Origin of the sequence: Pseudoalteromonas sp. DY56-GL22, from assembly GCF_041414715.1 — a bacterium.
In the GTDB taxonomy this organism is placed as follows: Bacteria; Pseudomonadota; Gammaproteobacteria; order Enterobacterales; family Alteromonadaceae; genus Pseudoalteromonas; species Pseudoalteromonas simplex.
This window is the reverse complement of record NZ_JANHZR010000006.1, coordinates 213,325-231,082: the sequence shown is the minus strand read 5'-3', so window position 1 is coordinate 231,082 and position 17,758 is coordinate 213,325. Positions and strand designations below refer to the sequence as shown.

Here is a 17,758-nt window from a genome sequence, read left to right as displayed (position 1 = left end):
CTTGTAGGTCTTATTTTTGGCTATTTCTAGAAATAATAACCAATATTGATATTGAAGCGAGTTTCAGTGTCGTCGCTGTCGCCAGCAATTGAGCCGCCAACAAATGGTTGGTTTTTCGCTTGTACAAAATCAAAATAAGTGAATAAGCCACCTGCGGCAACAGATACCCCTGTTACATTCATCCATGTATCTTCGCTGTTATCTGACTTGTCATAAATAATGCCGTAGTCATTATAAAACTGCAGGTTTGTTACCGGACCCCACTCTACAGGCAGGCTGTAAGCGATATTGGCATTAGTCATGGTTGCTTCTGCGGCAATGCTATCGTAAAACGCATAAGCACCCACAGCCATACGGTCGACGTTGTCGATATCGTAGTTATACTCACCATGCTGGAGCTGGAAGTTCCATGGGCCAATAGTACTGTTTAAGTGCAGTGCCCAAGCGTAGTAATCGCCGGCTTTGTCTTCGCCGTCATGCAAACCACCTGATAACGCAGAAACACCTAGCTCGGTGGTGCCGCCGTCATGCTCAAAATGATAGCCATAACGGCCAGAGAAGGTATTGTACTCACCAATCGGATTGGTTGGTTCGGCATAAACACCTTCATCAGCAGAGCGGAAACCGACAACATCATATGAGTAGCGGTCGCTTCTGTCGTCTACATAGCCGTCAACGCCACCTAGCTCATCATTTTTGAAAAAGCCAAGATCAATTTGCCAGTTATCAGCAATTTTGCGCTTGAATAGCACACCTAAATCATGATCATCTTCAAGACCTATATAATAAGTAGTGCCAAAGAAATAGTTGTGCGAGTTGTAAGGCCAGTTACCAAAAGGCACTTTGGTAATACCTGCCTGCACCTGCCAGTCTTCAGCAAAGTCATAGGCTGCATAGGCATATTTAACTGCAGTCATGTAATCGAAAAAACGGATCTCAGCGTTAAGCTGTACATCACCGACATCGCCTGCAAAATTTAGTCTGAAGATGTCAAAGTCGAAGTCGCCACCGCGGTTTTTATTACCATCGTCATAGGATGTATGGCTGAAGTTGGTACGTACTGCACCCCCAACCTTAATGCCAGATTCTTTTTTAGGAGCTTCAACAGCCGCTGTTTGCTGCTCAAGTTGCTTTTGTTGCTTTGCTACTTGTGCATCAATTTGCGCTTGTTTCTCGGCTTGTTGCTGTGATTTTTCTTCTGCAGCATCAAGTTTGCTTTGCAGTTGCTGCATTTGCTGTTTCAGTAACTGCAGCTGTTTTTGAAGGTCATCAATTTCAGATGCCTGACTAAGACTTGAAGTTGTGCCCAAGGCTATTGCGAGGGCTAACTTTGATAGTTTAAGCATGAATTTTCGCTAGTGTTGGAATGGGTACTACCAAGCATAGTTGATATTCATGCTGAACCCAAGACTAGCCACAGAAAATTAATATTAATCAATCAGTTTTAATTTTTACTGTGGTTCTAATGTCTTGGTGATTGCGCCAACTTCAAGTAGTGGTGAAGCATCAAGTTGATCTGCATCCATCATTGCGGCAATACGTTGCATTGATGAAAGTAATAAGCTTTGTTCCCACTCTTCGAGTGCTGAGAACTTTTCGATGAAGTGCTCTTGCAGAGGTTGAGGTGCTTGTTCTAATAGCTGTTTACCTGCTTCTGTGAGATGCAAACTAACTCGGCGTTTATCTAATTGGCTACGTACACGGGTGATCAGGTTACGGTTTTCTATACGGTCTAAGATATTGGTAACCGTAGCCGGGCTTAAATTTACATTTTGTGCAATGCGACTAGCGGTTATGCCATCGGTTTGTGCAACCTCGTTCATAATCAGTAATTGTGGGCCTGTTAAGCCTGAGGTTTTATTGAGCTGTTTTGAATGAAGGTCGATGGCTCTGATCACTTTGCGCAGCGACACTAGTAGCTCGTCATACTTTTGCATGTTTCTGTCTCTTAAATAAGGCGGCGTGGAACAACCGCAATCGCAAAATATTACACATCTAATAAATTGAGTTCAAATAAATAATAACTATGTGGCTTATAATTTGCGGCCATAAAGGTTGTTATCGTGTTTATTTATTAATTAGAGTAGAAATTAAAACATAAAAGTTGAAATTTAGATGGAGTAATTGTTGTTAACACTTAAAATGCAACTACGAGGTGACACCATCACTTTGTAGTAAAACAATTTATACAAATAACTAAATATTATTTACTAAAAGCCACTGCATTGGGTAAGGTGGATTTTTCTTTCATTAAATGGGACGAATTATGAAGTTATCGCCATCAGTTACGATTGAGCAAAGTGAAACCGGGCTTGAATTTATTAAAGTTGCTAGTGAGTTTTGTAGCGCAACTATTTTTCTGCAAGGTGCGCAGATCACTGAGTTCACGCCAACCGATAAAAAGCCACTATTATGGGTCTCAGAATTAGAAGATTACCAAGAAGGCAAAGGTGTGCGAGGCGGTATTCCAATTTGTTGGCCATGGTTCGGAGTAAGCCAACATGAAGGCTGGCCAGCTCATGGTATTGCTCGCACAAGTTTATGGCGCGCAGAAGAAGTGAAAGAACAAGACGATTCTATTTATATCAGCTTGTCATTGCCGATGACGCAAGTTGATGAAAAGTATTGGCCTTATAAAACTAAGTTATTGGCTGAGTTTATTTTAACCTCTAGCTTAGAGCTGCGTTTAACAACCACGAATTTAGATAACCAAACATTACAGTTCACTCAAGCACTGCACACGTACTTCCCAACACCAGCAATTGAAGAAACAAAAGTAGATGGCCTGCAAGGCGCGAAATACATTGAATTTGCTGAAGGTCCATTTGAGCAAAATGAATTAGTGTCGTTCGCGCGTGAAACAGACATGGTTTATACCGAAGCAAAAGACACTCAGCGTATCATTACACCTGATGGCATTATTGAAGTAGGCCGCGAAAATTCAACATCCTGTGTACTATGGAACCCATGGATTGATAAATCAAAACGCCTTTCTAATTTTGCTGATGACGAATATCACGTCATGCTGTGTTTAGAAGCGGCTAATGTCCTTGATGATAGTGTTGAACTTGCACCTGGAGCAAGCCATACACTTGCAACAAAACTACGCTGGGTATAATTTATAACATATAATAACTCAGTGTTAGCACGTAAGGCCGGCACCGCTGGCCTTTACAAGGAATTACCGTGTTTAGTAATCAACAAATAGAAACCCTTCCAAAGCATCAAACGATTCAATTCCAACCACTTGCAGATAATGCGATATGGCATGTACAACTAAATTGGTTGTTGTTTTATGTGCCTTTAATGGCCGTGATCATTACAGTACGGCACTTTAATCCAGCCATTAGCCAAGCTATTGCTACACCTTGGCTTTTGGTTTTGCCATTGTTGGTAATACTGTCAATGGTTTACAACCTTTACAGCGTTCGCGCCAAAGGGGTAGCAGTAAGAGAGCATGATATTGCCTTTAAGCGAGGTTTAATTTGGCAACAAATCACCTTATTGCCTATTTCTCGTGTGCAACACACCGAAATTCATCGCGGCCCAATTGAGCGAAAGTTAGGACTCGCAACACTCAGGCTTTACAGTGCCGGTGGCATGAGTGCTGATTTACATATCAGTGGGTTAACGGACGAACAATGCAATGATGTCCGCCAGTTCGTGCAAAGTTATGGTGATAATGCAGCAACTCAAGAAAATGAGCTTGCCGATGAGTGATCAACAATGGCAACGCGTGTCGCCATGGGCGCTACTGTATTTTATTGTTCACTTTGCACTGCGCTTCATAAAAGATGGGCTGCTTAATTTACTGCCTATTTTGGTGTTATTTGTTACGCAAGTTGAGCAAAAGCTGTTTTGGGGGCAAATAGCTGTTGCCGTGGCCTCTTTAGTTTTAGTGCTGTATGCCTTTGCTTATTATCGTAATTTTAAATACCGCATAACGGATGGTCACGAAATACTGCTCAATAAAGGGGTATTTAAAAAAGAGCGGCTAACCCTAAAATTTGCTCGAGTACAGAACGTAAACATTGCCGAACCTTTTTATTTTCAGCCAGTTAATTTAGTTAATTGTATTTTCGATGCCGCCGGTAGTAGTGCTCAAGAAGCTGTGATCCCGGGAGTTAAGCTTAGCTATGCCGAGCAAGTTCGTGAACAAGTTATGGAATTTAAGGCTCAGTTACAACAGCAAGAACAGCCGTCTATTGAGCAGAGCGAAGCAACAGATAAACCGAAAACCTTAACGATCAGCAATGCTGAAATTGCTAAGTTTGGTTTGATGTCGAACATGGCAATATTGGCATTGGCTGCACTTGCTCCATTTATGAATGTGATTTTTGAGTACCTCGAAAAAACCATCATAAACCGCCTAGAGGCCATACTGAATGAGCAAGCTGCGTTCGTTGGTAGTGCCGCTGCAATCGCTGTGTTAATCATGGTTGTTGCCATTGTTTTATGTGCTATTTTACTTTCTGTTGTCATGGCCTTGGTGCGCTTTTTTAACTTTCAGCTGTATTTTCAGGACGATAAGTTTAAGCGTGTGGCAGGTTTATTTGAGCGCCAGCAACTCTCGATCAGCGTGTCGAAAATTCAAAGTGTGCAAATCAAGCAAAATATTATTGCTCGGCTGCTTAATCGCTATACCTTAATTTGCCCACAAGTGAGTAGTGGTGGTATGGCTGCTGGGGTTGCGGCACATAAAAATAAACAAACGTTAGTGATGCCAGTAATCACCAAAGAGCAAGTGCAAGCCGTGTGTGGCTGGTTATTTCCATGGTTTGTTGATTTAACAGAGCTTAACTTTGTTAAGCCTGAGCGCGCTTTACTTTATAAGAATACGTTTTTATATGTGGTCCTACCTACTATATTTTCTGCTTTAATTTTCAATGTCTTATTTGATGCTGCTACGATGCTGTGGAGCATTGTCGTGGGCTTAGTTTTGATGATCGGTGTGTTTTTGAATTATCAAAAAACGGGTGTGGCTATGTATCAACATGACGGCCGCTTTTTTGCCGTATTTAAAACCGGCATGCTGGGTGTGCAGTATCGTGTTTTTGAAATCTATAAAGCACAAAGTGTCACCACAATAAGCACTTATTTAATGCTCCGATCACAGCTAAAAAGCTTGTATATACAACTTGCTTCTGGTTCAGTATCAATGCCTTATTTAAAAGCAGAGCTGGCTGAGCAGTTTGCTGATTTCGCCCTATATGAAATAGAAGGCGTCGAGCGGAATTGGTTTTAAATGAAAATAATTCTCAATATCATTGACCTGTTTGGGTTTTTGAGTATACTTTCTCAAAAGCTACAGATGGAGGTTCGCAATGATTTATTTACTACCTATTTTAGCTATTTCAGGTGTTGTCGGATTGCTTTGCTATGCTCGCAATAAGAAGGAGTGTAAAGGTCTTTGCGTAAGTTGTGCAGTGACTTGTATTGCTTTGCTTGTGACTGGCGCGATGGCTCTTGCGGGTCTTGGTGCATTGAGAAGCAGTATTATGTTTGCAGCGACAATATTTATTGTTTATCAATTACTAGGCTTGGTTCGCCCACTTAAGATCGAGTAATTTCTTACACTTTTTAACTTCAGCCTTTTTAAAAAGCATCGCATACTAATCCTTAAATTAAGTAACTTGCTAATCAAGGATTGTGATGAAAAAAGCCCTGTTAACTGCGGCACTACTTGCTGCTAGCCACGCTTCAAGCCAAGAAACTTGGCAAACCATTCATACCGAACACTTTAACGTGCATTTTAGTACTGAGAATCAGCAATGGGCCCGTTCAGCAGCAACAGAGCTTGAAATTGTTCGTGATAAGGTTTTAAAACAGCAAAACCGTGCCCTTGATGAAGTGGTCGATGTACTGGTTTTCGACCCGTTTAACGCCTCCAATGGCTTTGCTTTGCCGGTGACTAACAAACCTCTAATGGCTTTGTTTACCACGCCTCCACAATCCGACACGGTGATTTCTAACACCGATGGCTGGCAGCAGTTATTGATTTTGCATGAATATATTCATTTAGTGCATCTTGCTCAGCCTACTCGAAGCGACGTACGTCAGGTTATTCGTAATAGTTGGGATATTTACGATTTAGTTGATGGCGAAATGCCGCGCTGGGCTGCCGAAGGCTATGCAACGCTGCTTGAGTCGAAAATGACAGGCCGAGGCCGTTTATACGATAACCTTTCAGAAGCAATACTGGTTGAATTTGCCCAGCAAGGTGCGCTGCCACAATATAACCAATTGAGTAGTACCGAAGGAGGCTATTTAGCTGGCTCAATGGCGTATTTAATGGGTTCTCGCTTTCTTGCATGGCTCGAAGAGAACTATTCAGCGCAAACTCTTGATGCAGTTTGGACACGCATGCAAGCGGTTAAAGCACGTGATTTTGATGAGGCCTTTAGCGGGGTATTTGGCGACTCACCTGAGCGCCTATATCGTCGTTTTATTGCCGAATATACTTATAAAGCAATGGCTAAAGAGGTAAGTGAGCAAACACTTACAAGTAAGCTTTGGTTAGAGCTTGATTTATACGCTTCGAACCCTGTTTTAAGTTTAGATAACAGTAAACTTGCGATTGTTGAGCGCAACAAAGATGACGAAACCCGTTTAGTCATTTATAGCACTGATGACAATCAACAGGCTGCCGATGATTTTGCAAAGCAGCAACAAGCGTTACTTGATAATGATCCTGTCGATATCGCAGATAAAGCCCCCAATGTCTTTAAGCGTAAGCAAAAACATGTGCTTCAACAAATTAATAGGCAGGGTATAAAAAACCCGCAGTGGTTAGACGAAAATACTTTGTTTTTCACTGCCACAACAACAGTTGCTAAAGGCTCCATTCAAGGTATTTCTGATTTATACCGCTATGATATCGACACTGGTAAAGTGAGCGCTTTGACGCATCATGCAGGGCTGCGCCGCTTTAGTATTAGTGATAACGGGCAAACTGTTTATGCTGAGCAAACTCAGCATGGTTTCTCTGAGCTAGTGCGCCTTGACCTCAATACGGGTGTTTCTACCCCTTTATTTGAGAAAAGCCTAGAAACGGTTTATGACTATCCATTACTAAGCCCTAATAAAGCTCAACTTGCTTATTTAAAAGCGACATTGAATGCCAACTGGGAGTTGTATATACAAGATTTAAGCTCTCAAAAATCACTTACTGTGCCAATGCCTGAGGGCTATCAGTATCTGTCACAACCTAATTGGCAAGCAGATGGCAAAGGGCTATATTTTGTTGCCGGTAAAAAGAAAGCTCTCGATTTATATCATTATGATCTACAAAGCAATTCACTACGCCAATTAACGCAAGGCCAAGAAGCTGTTGCACACCCAATGGCAATGAATAATGGTGAACTTTTGTATTTATCGATCACTGCTGAAGGGCCGAATATCAAGCATTTTGCTGAGCAACCACAAGGATTAGAGGTTGTTGAATTTGCTAAAAGTGCGGCGCCACCACGAGGGCAAGTAACGAGCGAAGTATTACCTGAGGCGAAAATCTACCCGCAAAGCCCAACTGAGCCAGCCGATTATGATATTTGGCAGCAAAAACCAACCTTTTCGTTGGCATCTCAGTACTATTCAGCTTCATCTTCACTGCTTACCCTTGGCGTAAAAAGCAATGACTTTTTAAAGCAGCTCGATTTACAGGCAGGCTATAGTGCTGATTTACATGACAAAGCATTAGAAGGGGTGTTCGCGGCCGTTAAGTACTCAGCGTTTGATTTAAAATTTAAAGCGCTGTTATTTGATTACGACCTTGAATCAGCAAAACAGTACCACTCACAAATGCCACTAAACATTAGTAACACAGGGGCGCATTTAGCTTTGAGTTACCCGTTGCAGTTTCAGCAGCTTAGTATTACGCCGAGTTTGAGCTATAACTACAGTGACTTTAGTAATGGGGATGATCAATGGTTAACGCTTGGCCTTGAACAAAAATGGCAACATGATAGACAGCAATATGGTTTTGCTCAGTCCGTAAGTGCCCAGTGGCTATCCGGTGATGCTGACCCGAATAATTGGCAGGGCTATAACTTTGCTACCGTATTGAGCGGTTATGCCTATGATATTCCCGTTTATGTTAATTTTGCTCAGCAATATCGCGATGACAGTAGCCTTGCGCTTGGCGGTTATGAGTCAAACTTAATTAATAATGACACGCAAAGTGGCTTTGTTGTTGCCCCTGAGCTGCCGTTTATTAGTCAATTAGGTAACCGCTATAAAGGCTATGGCGGGGGTATTAGTTACAAAGATTCATTACCTTGGCTTTATTACCAACAGCATCAGGTCGATAACCGAGTTTATGCACAAAGTTACGGTCTCAAGTGGCAAGGAGACTTTAGCTTTGGCATGGGGCCTGCAGGTTTAAATGATGTAAACCTTGATTTTGGCGTCGCCCGAGTAGAAGGCGACGACTTTGAAAATGATTTACGCGCTTGGCTAAGCTTTTATTACTCGTTATAAACTAGTGTTGACCTTTTAAGGCGAAAAGCTTGGCGTGATAAAGTGCTAGTTTTTCGTCTTTATTTTCTATCTCAATGGCTTTTTCTAGCCATTCTTTGCTGCTTTGTTCATTACCTTGCTGATAACTTACAATCGCTAACTCTATATATGGTTCAGATAAATACGGAGCTAATGCGATAGCCTCCTCGAGTTGTTGTTTTGCTTTGTAAAATTGGCCATTGTTACGAGCGTTAATCGCTGTAGCGAGTAACTCGAATGGGTCTTGTCTAAGCATAGCAAGTTGAGAATTGAGCTGCTCTGCCAAAACCTGATCATTCAGTTGCTCGGCCAGCACTGCGTAATTATGTAGTAAATTCGTATCTTTAAAGCCATGCTGCATCGCTGTTTGATAAATATGTTTTGCTCCAGCTAAATCACCCGATTGACGATGTAATACGGCAGCTAAATTGTAAAGCGCAGCAGAATTTGGTGTATATTCATTGGCTTTTAAAATATAGCTGTAGCTCAAATCAAATTGGTTAGCAATAAGTGCGTCGCTTGCTAGGTTGCTGTAATAACGGCTAATTAAATCTTTTAGTTCAGCGCGGCCGGAATAAAAACTACCACGAGCAGGAAAGTAGTCAATGACAGTACCTGGCGGTACCAAATAATTATCTTCTTCACTTAAAGGGGCATAGACTTTGGTGCGAAAATGGCCTGACACATACACTATATTATTTTGCTTACTATAAACAGGCTCACTTGAGACCGCTTGGAAACCAGTTTTGAGCCCGACTAGTTGCGCGTATGCGTGAGTTAAAATTGCTAAACTGATGCAATTGCCTTGCTCATTTTGTAATGCCTGTTGGGCATTTAAGGTGGCGCTAAAATAATTAAAATTACTGAGCTTATTTTCTAAGTATTGATAAAGAACTTGATCATCTCTTAAATAGTCACCTTGGTGTCTTGTGAAATAGTTAAGGAAGCGTTTTTGTTCCTCGGCTGGTAAGGTAAAAAGTTCAGGGTCTTTTAGTTCAACTTGTTGAAAATGTTCATTGTTTAGTAAGCTGGCAACGCTAGGAGGGGGGGCTGACTGTTGGCTTGTACTCTCGCATCCAGCCAAAAAGGAAAATAAAACAATTACATATAAAATTGGCTTCATAGCTTTTCTCTCCTGAATACTATCCGCTCAATGTACCCATATTGCAGTGACTATTCAAGTCAGTCGTTAGTGTCATCAGCTGTAAACAGCTTGTACGGATATCTTGCCAATAGTCAGTTGTATATTTTTTATTCTTTATTGCATTCTAATACTCTCTCATTACAATGCCGCGCTCTTTTAAATCGCTTTAAAAACAGTTGTTTACTGCACTTTCATGGGCGATTTATAAATTGCTAACTTATTAACTAAATTGTAACGAGAGAGGTCTGTTTTGGCGCACTTTTTGCCGATTATTTCATGCTTTATTTTAGCGTTTAGCTTTTATCCGCTTTTAAATAAGATCCGTAAAAATCGCAGTGTGTCGGGCGTTTCGCTGTTAATGATGAGCTTTGGTGTTGCGCAAAGTGTGTATTTCATCACCTTTAATTTGTTTTTTCAGCGTTTTTACATGGTTTTGCCGTTTGTTGTTACCGGCATGCTAAGTGGTGTGATTCTTTACTACTTTGTTCGTTACAATGCTGAACGAAAGCAACGCATGCAGCTAGCTGGGTTATTAGCTATCTCGGTCGTGCCTTTTGGTTTGTTGCTTAACCCTCATTATGAAACAGCAACGGTGCTTAACTGGCTAACCTATGTAGGTTTAGTCATGAGCTCTATTCGTGTTATGCCGCAGACTTATAAAACCATTAAAAGTGGTGATATTAGTAATTTAAGTGCGCGCTACTTTAGCCTACAGTTTGTTGCTGGAAGCTGCGGCCTTGCTGCCGAGCTTGCTATGACGACACCGAGTGTGTCTCACATACTGACCTTTGTAATGATTCTACTGACTAATGCAGCGCAACTAGGGTGTATTCAGTATTATAAATCGCGCCCAGCAATGGCTTAAACTAAAAACAAAAGGCTGCCAAGTGGCAGCCTTTTTTGTGTTGCTAAGATTATGCTTCGAGGGCTTTACTAATTAAGCGATCGATATATTGCTTATGCGCTTTAGCTGCGGTGTCTGCACCCCATGGTACGCTCATATCAGCAATTTGATTTAACTGATAAAGCGCGGCAGCTTTGGCTAGGTTATCGTGCTTGCTCGCTTTGCCTAAACCAGCGATCGTGATTAGCTGATTCACATATTCAACTTGTAGATTGTGACTTAGGGTGTTTGCTTTTTTGCTGTCTACAAAAATGCTTGCTGTTAAGTCATTCATAAATTGGTTAAGTGAATACTCGTTGCCATACATTGCGCTGTCTGAAATACGCAGCATGACAGCCGGGTGTAATAACTGAGCAAGTACCAGCTTCTGCATACCTAAAATCATGCCGTGTGGTTTAGGGTCTTCGTTCTTACCGTAATGATTAAAACCACGACGCTGCTGTAGCAGGTAGTTATACAGTGGCTGCATGCTCGAAAGCACATTTGGCGAGAATACTTTGTCGGCTAACACTTGCATTGCATGTTGCTGGCGCTCAAGTGGCACAGGCGTAAATGGTGCACCATTTTTGTCATCGCCCACCACATTACGTTCTACATAAACACCACCAATTTGACGAGATACCACGCCTGCTTGTGTTCTGTAGCTTCTAAATAAAATGTTCGCTGAGGTAACCAGCTGTTGGTATGACTCACCATTAACCGTGGCTTTGTCTTTAAGTTCAGTAAGCAGCTTATTGATAAGCTCCATACGATCATCAGCATATGCGGCAGGGTTAGATGACATATCGCCAATCATTACACGTGGGTCAATATGGCGGCCTGGAGCACGCATATCATCAGCATCATTACCAAACGCTAAAGCATGCTCAGATGAGCGAGCGAGAATTTTCTCAAGGCGTTGTTGCTCAGCCGCTTTATCAGCCAATGCTTGGCTGTAGCCGTATTCAATTGCCCAATCATCGTAAGGGCCAGGTTTGGTTTGGAAGATATCACCTTGCTGCATACCAATAGGGGCAATGTTTGCTGGTGCATAGTCCATAACAGAACCCGTTACGATACCTTGCGTTTTACTCTTATCGTGAACTTCTTTTTCATCCCATAAGATAGATGACTTCATATTGTGGTTAAGACCAAGGGTATGGCCTACTTCGTGTAAAACTAGCTGAGTTAAACCTTGGCGTAAAATCTCTTTGTCTTCAATGCTCGCACCTGTGCCTAAGCCTTTAGCAAGTAGCATGTTTTCTTGAATGCTGTGACCCAATGAGCAATGTAAATCGGTGCTGCTTTGGTTAGTTTCAAGCGTGGTTGCACCTTGGGTGTATAAAGTGTCGTACATCCAACGGTTTTTCATGAAAACATACTCTAACATGATGTCAGAGCCTAAGATTTCACCGGTTAATGGATTCGCAAGGGCAGGGCCATAACCGCCAAATGGAGGGCGTGGTGATGCCGTCCAACGTAACACGTTGTAGTTAATATCGCCCGCATCCCAATCAGCGTCATCAGGTTGTACTTTTACTTCGATGGCATTTTTAAAGCCTGCTTTTTCAAATGAGCTATTCCACGCGAGCACGGCATCACGAATAGTGTCTCGCCACTCAACCGGGGTAGTATTTTCAATCCACCAAGTAATCGGTTTAACTGGCTCAGACAGTGCCGCTGACGGGTCTTTCTTTTGTAAGTCCCAGCGCTTGATGACATCTTCATAAGGTGCCCAATCCGCTGATGTCATATTGTCGAATTCGTTAGTAAAATAACCAATACGTGCGTCATCTTGGCGAGCTTGATAATCATTTTTCGGTAGCGCGACAAATGAATGCTGTACTTTAATTGAAACGTTACGAGGATCGCTTACGGCTTTTGAACCTCGTACTGTTGGGTTAGCATTAGAAAATACATAATCCACCACAACATCTAGGTTATTTGGGTAAGGGCGCTGTTTAACAATACGCGATTTTTTGTCGTTTAACTTACCAAGTTTAAAGCGTTTGCTGGCATTTTTATCTTTTGGGTTTGCCCAAGGTGACACTTTATGCAGTGCTTCACTTAAAAAGAGCTTATCAACTTTAAAAGCAATTTTACCGTCTTCTTCTTTTTCGATTTTAATACTCGCAAGGACAGCTTCGCTGATGTTGGCATCGGCAGAGCGTGCTAGGGCTGAGTTTTCATCAAATTTATAGCGCGGTGTTTTGCTAATAATATCAATGCGGTCAAAGTATTTACGAAACTCAATTAGCTTTGTCTCGCGATATGCCCCTCTGAAGTGACCTGCGTCAGTAACACCATCAACGGTGTGAGCAAAGTACACAAATGGTGTATCAAGTTGAGATTGGTCGATCACCATTAAGTTATCGCCGGTTTTCGCATCTTGGTAAATGCTGAAAACACCGGCAAACTCGCTTTTATCTTTGATCATTTCAGCCAGTGTTTTTGGCTTCTTTTCTTCTTTTTTTGTTTCGGCGGCGTGGCCATTCATGGCAAACGCTAAGCTTAGTGCCAGCGCAATGTTTGTTATTTTCATTGTTAACTCGTTCCTTTCATTATTTCTCAATCAAGTTTAATGAATTAACCCTTTGATAAAAGGCTGTTTGTTAACAAGTGTGAAAGTAGTGTTGTAAGTCTCTGATATTAAGTGGTTTTTGTTTGTAACAAATTGTTCTTAGATAAGTTTTGGTTTTTGTGTTGCCAATTTATCTGTTTTTGTAACAGTTCCTTACAAATGTCACATTAATGTTTCTGTCAGCTTTGGTATGATAGGGCCAGTGAAAATATTATAGGTGTAAGTTATGCGCACAAGTTTATTAAAATGGATCTTACCGTTTGTTGCATTAATCGTTGGTGTTGCTGGTTTTAAGGCAATAAACGCGATTGCTCAAGAGCCTAAAGACAAGGATGTAGTTGATGTGCGTCCTTTAGTACAGGTTGAGCCAATAGCAAGTGATGATCATCAAGTGATTATTAATAGTTACGGCGAAGTGAAACCGCTTGAAAGTACCTTACTTGCCTCGCAAGTGGCTGGTGAAGTTACAAGCTGGCACCCAAACTTTGTTGCGGGTGGCATCGTAGCTCGCGGTGAAGTGTTATTTACCATCGAAAAAGACAACTACGAAGCGGCTGTACTACAAGCTGAAGCGTCACTTGCCAGTGCTCAAGCGGCACTGATCGAAGAGCAAGCACAGGCTAAAGTGGCAGAGGATGAAGCAAGACGTTACCCAGAGCGTGAGCGCACCGACTTATTCCTACGTAAACCTCAAGTTTTAAGTGCACAAGCAGCTGTTAAATCAGCGCAAGCGGCATTAAAACGTGCCGAGCGTGACCTTGCTCGCTGTGAGGTGAAAGCACCTTACGATGCACTGGTGATCAGCCGTGAAATTGGTGTCGGTCAATACATCAATGTAGGCAGCCAAGTTGCTGAAATTAATAATATTGAAAGTGCAGAAATCATTGTACCAATTGCTGGTTTCGATAGTGTATTTTTGCCAAAACGCTTAAAAGGCGTTAAAGCGACCATTATCAATAAAGGCTTAAACAGCTTTACTCGTGAAGCCGAAATTGACCGTGACCTAGGCGTTGTTGATAACGCGACGCGTATGAGCAACTTAGTTGTTCGTGTTGATGACCCATACGGATTAAAGCATGACGTACAACCAATTAAATTTGGTGCTTACGTTCAAGTGAACTTTGCCGGTGCAACATTACAAAACATCTACCGTTTACCGCAGTCTTTAGTGAATAACCAAACGGTGTGGATTGTGAACGGCGAGAATAAACTTGAATCACGTAAAGTAACCGTAGTGCGTGAAGAAGGTGAGTATTTCTACATTAGCGATGGCCTTGAAGTGAATGACCAGTTGGTTCTGACGCTACCTGAGTATCCGCAAGAGGGTATGGAAGTGAAGATTGCTGGAATGAAAGAAATGACAAGCGATGCAGAAACTGCAGCGGTTGAAAAGCTTTAAGGTAGCACTATGACTGATACAAACACAGAAAAACAGTCTGGCCTTATTGCCTATTTTGCCAATAACTCGGTCGCTGCTAACTTAATGATGGTGTTTATCATCATCATGGGGATCATTAGTTATTTCACTATTCAGCGTCAGATGTTCCCGAATATTGAAATTAACTATATCGAGGTACAGGCCAATTATCCGGGTGCCTCACCACAGGAAATTGAAGAAAGTATTCTGATCAAAATTGAAGAGTCACTAAAAGATGTCACCGAAATTAAACGTGGTGTATATCGTTCGTTCCGAAATAGTGGCACTGCAAGTTTAGAGATCAACACAGATGCAGAGCTCACGGATGTACTCGATAAAGTGAAACTACGAGTAGACAGTATTGCGACTTTCCCTGCCGGCATGGAGCCGGTGACAATTAGCCAAGTTGAGTTTCGCCAAGACGTGATTGGTATGACGCTAGTGGGTGATATTCCACTGACTGAGTTAAAGCCTGTTGCAAACAAAATTGAAGATGAGTTATTGCAGTTATCTAATGTGTCGCTGGTACAAAACGATGTACCACTTGATGAGATTGCGATTGAAATTGACCCAGATTCACTTCGTCAATACAACCTTACTTTAAGTGAGGTGGCCAGTGCTGTACGTCGTTACTCTGCAAATATTTCAGCAGGTCAATTACGTACTGACGCAGGTATTATCTCGGTACGTGTTGAAAATCAATATTACAGCGGTGATGAGTTCCGCCAGATCCCAGTAAAAATTGGTGCTAATGGCGCGAAAGTACTGCTAAACGACATTGCTGTGATCAAAGACCAATTCACTGAAGGTGAACGCTATTTTAAATTTAATGGTGAAAATGCCGTTTATTTATCTGTAAAAGCAACTAAAGAACAAAATATGATCCCGGTTGCTGATTCAGTTAAAGCCTTTATTGAACAAAAGAATAAAGAGCTACCAGCCGGTCTTCGTCTTGTGCCACTGATGGACATGACTTATTACCTCAATGCCCGTTTAGACATGATGAAAACCAACCTTTTCCAAGGGGCTATCTTGGTGGCAATTATGCTGTCTATCTTCTTACGCTTTAAGCTAGCACTTTGGGTAATGATTGGTTTACCTGTGTGTTTCTTAGGTGCAATGATGATGATGCCATTATTTGGTATCAGTATTAATATCGTGTCGTTATTTGCCTTTATTATGGTACTCGGGATCGTGGTCGACGATGCCATAGTCATAGGGGAGAGCGCCTACACCGAAATTGAGAAAAAAGGCGGTGGTGTTGTAAACGTGGTAAATGGCGCAAAACGCGTTGCTACCCCAGCAACATTTGGTGTCTTAACAACAATTGCTGTATTTGCACCGTTTACATTATCAAGTGGTCCAGAGAGCGCATTCTTCTTTGGTATCGCCGTGGTGGTTATTCTGTGCCTGATATTTAGTTTGATTGAATCGAAACTTATTTTACCCGCACACATTGCCCATACTAAGTTTCCGCCAATTAATCCTAATAGCTGGCGAGCGCGTTTTAACAAACGTTTCTTTAACTTTGTAAATGGTCCATATAAGCGTTTTATTGAGCTGTGTGTTGAATGGCGCTGGTTTGTACTATTTGCGTTTGTCGGTTTATTGATTTTGACGTTTGGCTTAATTACATCAAACCAAGTGCGTGTGGTACCAACACCAAAAGTACCTCAGGACTTTCCGCAAATTCGTTTAGAAATGAATGAAAATGCCTCGGATATGCAAACAATTAATGCTATTCGTGAAATCGAAGCCATGGTTAACAAGGTAGATCAAGAGACAGAACGAGAGTTTGGCCAAAAGCTAATTCGCGATATCTTAGTGTTTAACCAAGGTCGTACTGAAGCACAATTACTTGCTCCGCTGGTAGATGAAGAGCTTCGCCCGTATAACGCATTCGAATTATCGCGTCGTTGGCGTGAACAAATGCCAAGCATCCCAGGTGTGAAATCACTGCAAATTTACGATGATGTAAATGGCGGTGGTATGGATGGTGAGTTTGGTTACTTACTTTACGGCCCAGATATCGATACCTTAAATGATGCAGGTCGTCGTTTCATCCAACTATTACAACAGCAAAAAGGCTTGTTTGATATTAGTTCGACCATCGATCCGGCGAGCAAAGAAGTACAATTAAGCTTAAAACCTGTGGCATATGATTTAGGTTTAGACCTTGCCAATATTGCTAATCAAGTAGGCGCAAGCTTCTACGGTGGTGAAGCACAGCGTGTTATTCGTCGCGGTGAAGAAGTACGTGTTATGGTTCGTTACCCGAAACTAACACGTGAAGCGTTTGCATCATTAAAGCATGCTGTGATCACAACGCCTGCGGGCCAAGAGGTGATGCTGGGCGATGTTGTTGAACTGAACGAAAAACCAGGTATTAGCTATATTCGCCGTGAAGGTGGCTATCGTACTGTGTATATCTACGGCAGTATCGATGAAGAAGCGATTGAACCGGGTGAAGTGGTTAAGCAAGTTGATGAGAACTTATTACCGCAGTTAAAAGAGGAATACCCATCAGTTAAAACTGAGCTAGGTGGTTCTATTGAAGAACAACAAGCGCAAGCTAACGAGCAAATCATGTTCTTTATTGGCGGTATGATTTTAGTGTATATCTTGCTTGCAGTGCCGCTTAAGAGCTATTCACAGCCTCTTATTGTTATGTCGGTTATTCCATTTAGCTTAACCGGTGCTATTTGGGGTCACTTCTGGTTTGGTTTAGATATTAGCTTGATGTCGGGCTTTGGCTTGATTGCTGCGGCCGGTGTTGTAATTAATGACTCGTTAGTTATGACAGACTTTGTAAACCAAGCACGCCGCGAAGGTATTTCAACTCGCCAAGCGGTTATTGAAGCAGGTTGTGCGCGCTTTAGAGCAATCACCCTGACATCAATTACAACCTTTGCCGGTGTACTACCGATTATGTTCGAAACCAGCTTGCAAGCTAAGTTTGTAATTCCAATGGCGGTTGCACTTGGTTTTGCGGTTATGTTTGCAACTCTAATCACTTTAGTACTAGTACCTTGTTTGTACATTATCATGAGTGATGTAGGTAATGGCTTTTTGAATATATTCCGTTCTGGTCACCGAGTAACGACCAGAAGAAAGCTGGTGAAAGACTAAAGCTCTTTCTGTTTTAAAGCCAACCGAGCGGTTGGCTTTTTTGTTTCTGCATCTTTTGCTAGTAACTATTTGCTATATAAGACCTTTGGTTACATTCTTTTGTTTGATTTG

At 41.9% G+C, this 17,758-nt stretch carries 12 protein-coding genes; 8 read left to right on the top strand and 4 right to left on the bottom strand.

Annotation, left to right across the window (positions count from 1 at the left end; all coding sequences use genetic code 11):
- Positions 1 to 26 precede the first annotated feature (26 nt).
- Together NO991_RS14740 and NO991_RS14735 are read right to left on the bottom strand one after the other, a co-directional pair.
- On the bottom strand, positions 27 to 1,346 hold the full coding sequence (locus NO991_RS14740; RefSeq protein WP_054552296.1) for a porin: 1,320 nt from the start codon (positions 1,344 to 1,346) through the stop codon (positions 27 to 29).
- Positions 1,347 to 1,451: 105 nt separating this feature from the next.
- Positions 1,452 to 1,937, bottom strand: coding sequence for a MarR family winged helix-turn-helix transcriptional regulator (locus tag NO991_RS14735; RefSeq protein ID WP_054552297.1), 486 nt, complete (start codon positions 1,935 to 1,937; stop codon positions 1,452 to 1,454).
- 329 nt (positions 1,938 to 2,266) lie between these two features.
- Between NO991_RS14735 and NO991_RS14730 the strand changes: the two genes are divergently transcribed.
- The 5 genes from NO991_RS14730 to NO991_RS14710 all read left to right on the top strand — a co-directional run bounded on the left by NO991_RS14730 (position 2,267) and on the right by NO991_RS14710 (position 8,475).
- The gene (locus NO991_RS14730) at positions 2,267 to 3,118 is read left to right on the top strand and encodes a D-hexose-6-phosphate mutarotase (RefSeq protein ID WP_300359619.1); all 852 of its coding nucleotides are present in this window, start codon (positions 2,267 to 2,269) and stop codon (positions 3,116 to 3,118) included.
- 68 nt (positions 3,119 to 3,186) lie between these two features.
- The gene (locus NO991_RS14725) at positions 3,187 to 3,720 is read left to right on the top strand and encodes a PH domain-containing protein (protein WP_054552299.1); all 534 of its coding nucleotides are present in this window, start codon (positions 3,187 to 3,189) and stop codon (positions 3,718 to 3,720) included.
- A complete protein-coding gene (locus NO991_RS14720) occupies positions 3,683 to 5,245 on the top strand; it encodes a PH domain-containing protein (RefSeq protein ID WP_300359614.1) in 1,563 nt (520 codons plus the stop codon). Before NO991_RS14725 ends, NO991_RS14720 begins: the two co-directional genes overlap by 38 nt.
- A gap of 79 nt (positions 5,246 to 5,324) precedes the next feature.
- Positions 5,325 to 5,567 carry a hypothetical protein gene (locus tag NO991_RS14715; RefSeq protein WP_054552301.1) on the top strand — a complete coding sequence of 81 codons (243 nt, stop codon included), beginning with the start codon at positions 5,325 to 5,327 and terminating at the stop codon, positions 5,565 to 5,567.
- Positions 5,568 to 5,652: 85 nt separating this feature from the next.
- On the top strand, positions 5,653 to 8,475 hold the full coding sequence (locus tag NO991_RS14710) for a hypothetical protein (protein WP_300359610.1): 2,823 nt from the start codon (positions 5,653 to 5,655) through the stop codon (positions 8,473 to 8,475).
- 1 nt (position 8,476) lies between these two features.
- On the opposite strand, the gene NO991_RS14705 is transcribed toward NO991_RS14710, so the two are convergent.
- Entirely contained in the window at positions 8,477 to 9,616 is a 1,140-nt protein-coding gene (locus NO991_RS14705) for a lipopolysaccharide assembly protein LapB (protein WP_054552303.1), read from the bottom strand.
- A 271-nt stretch (positions 9,617 to 9,887) separates the two neighbouring features.
- Here NO991_RS14705 and NO991_RS14700 point away from each other — a divergent pair, with 271 nt between their 5' ends.
- Positions 9,888 to 10,502, top strand: coding sequence for a PQ-loop domain-containing transporter (locus tag NO991_RS14700; protein WP_138619614.1), 615 nt, complete (start codon positions 9,888 to 9,890; stop codon positions 10,500 to 10,502).
- A 49-nt stretch (positions 10,503 to 10,551) separates the two neighbouring features.
- On the opposite strand, the gene NO991_RS14695 is transcribed toward NO991_RS14700, so the two are convergent.
- Positions 10,552 to 13,062 (bottom strand): zinc-dependent metalloprotease, encoded by a 2,511-nt coding sequence (locus NO991_RS14695; protein ID WP_300419100.1) that lies wholly within the window; start codon positions 13,060 to 13,062, stop codon positions 10,552 to 10,554.
- Between the two features lie 265 nt (positions 13,063 to 13,327).
- Here NO991_RS14695 and NO991_RS14690 point away from each other — a divergent pair, with 265 nt between their 5' ends.
- Together NO991_RS14690 and NO991_RS14685 are read left to right on the top strand one after the other, a co-directional pair.
- The gene (locus NO991_RS14690; protein WP_300419098.1) at positions 13,328 to 14,500 is read left to right on the top strand and encodes an efflux RND transporter periplasmic adaptor subunit; all 1,173 of its coding nucleotides are present in this window, start codon (positions 13,328 to 13,330) and stop codon (positions 14,498 to 14,500) included.
- A 9-nt stretch (positions 14,501 to 14,509) separates the two neighbouring features.
- On the top strand, positions 14,510 to 17,647 hold the full coding sequence (locus tag NO991_RS14685) for an efflux RND transporter permease subunit (RefSeq protein ID WP_187490532.1): 3,138 nt from the start codon (positions 14,510 to 14,512) through the stop codon (positions 17,645 to 17,647).
- Positions 17,648 to 17,758 lie beyond the last annotated feature (111 nt).

What these genes read in the sequence shown, in the direction of transcription:
- NO991_RS14740 (WP_054552296.1), bottom strand. Translation starts at nt 1,346, where the DNA reads ATGCTTAAACTATCAAAGTTAGCCCTCGCAATAGCCTTGGGCACAACT.
- NO991_RS14735 (WP_054552297.1), bottom strand. Translation starts at nt 1,937, where the DNA reads ATGCAAAAGTATGACGAGCTACTAGTGTCGCTGCGCAAAGTGATCAGA.
- NO991_RS14730 (WP_300359619.1), top strand. Translation starts at nt 2,267, where the DNA reads ATGAAGTTATCGCCATCAGTTACGATTGAGCAAAGTGAAACCGGGCTT.
- NO991_RS14720 (WP_300359614.1), top strand. Translation starts at nt 3,683, where the DNA reads ATGCAGCAACTCAAGAAAATGAGCTTGCCGATGAGTGATCAACAATGG.
- NO991_RS14715 (WP_054552301.1), top strand. Translation starts at nt 5,325, where the DNA reads ATGATTTATTTACTACCTATTTTAGCTATTTCAGGTGTTGTCGGATTG.
- NO991_RS14710 (WP_300359610.1), top strand. Translation starts at nt 5,653, where the DNA reads ATGAAAAAAGCCCTGTTAACTGCGGCACTACTTGCTGCTAGCCACGCT.
- NO991_RS14705 (WP_054552303.1), bottom strand. Translation starts at nt 9,616, where the DNA reads ATGAAGCCAATTTTATATGTAATTGTTTTATTTTCCTTTTTGGCTGGA.
- NO991_RS14695 (WP_300419100.1), bottom strand. Translation starts at nt 13,062, where the DNA reads ATGAAAATAACAAACATTGCGCTGGCACTAAGCTTAGCGTTTGCCATG.
- NO991_RS14690 (WP_300419098.1), top strand. Translation starts at nt 13,328, where the DNA reads ATGCGCACAAGTTTATTAAAATGGATCTTACCGTTTGTTGCATTAATC.
- NO991_RS14685 (WP_187490532.1), top strand. Translation starts at nt 14,510, where the DNA reads ATGACTGATACAAACACAGAAAAACAGTCTGGCCTTATTGCCTATTTT.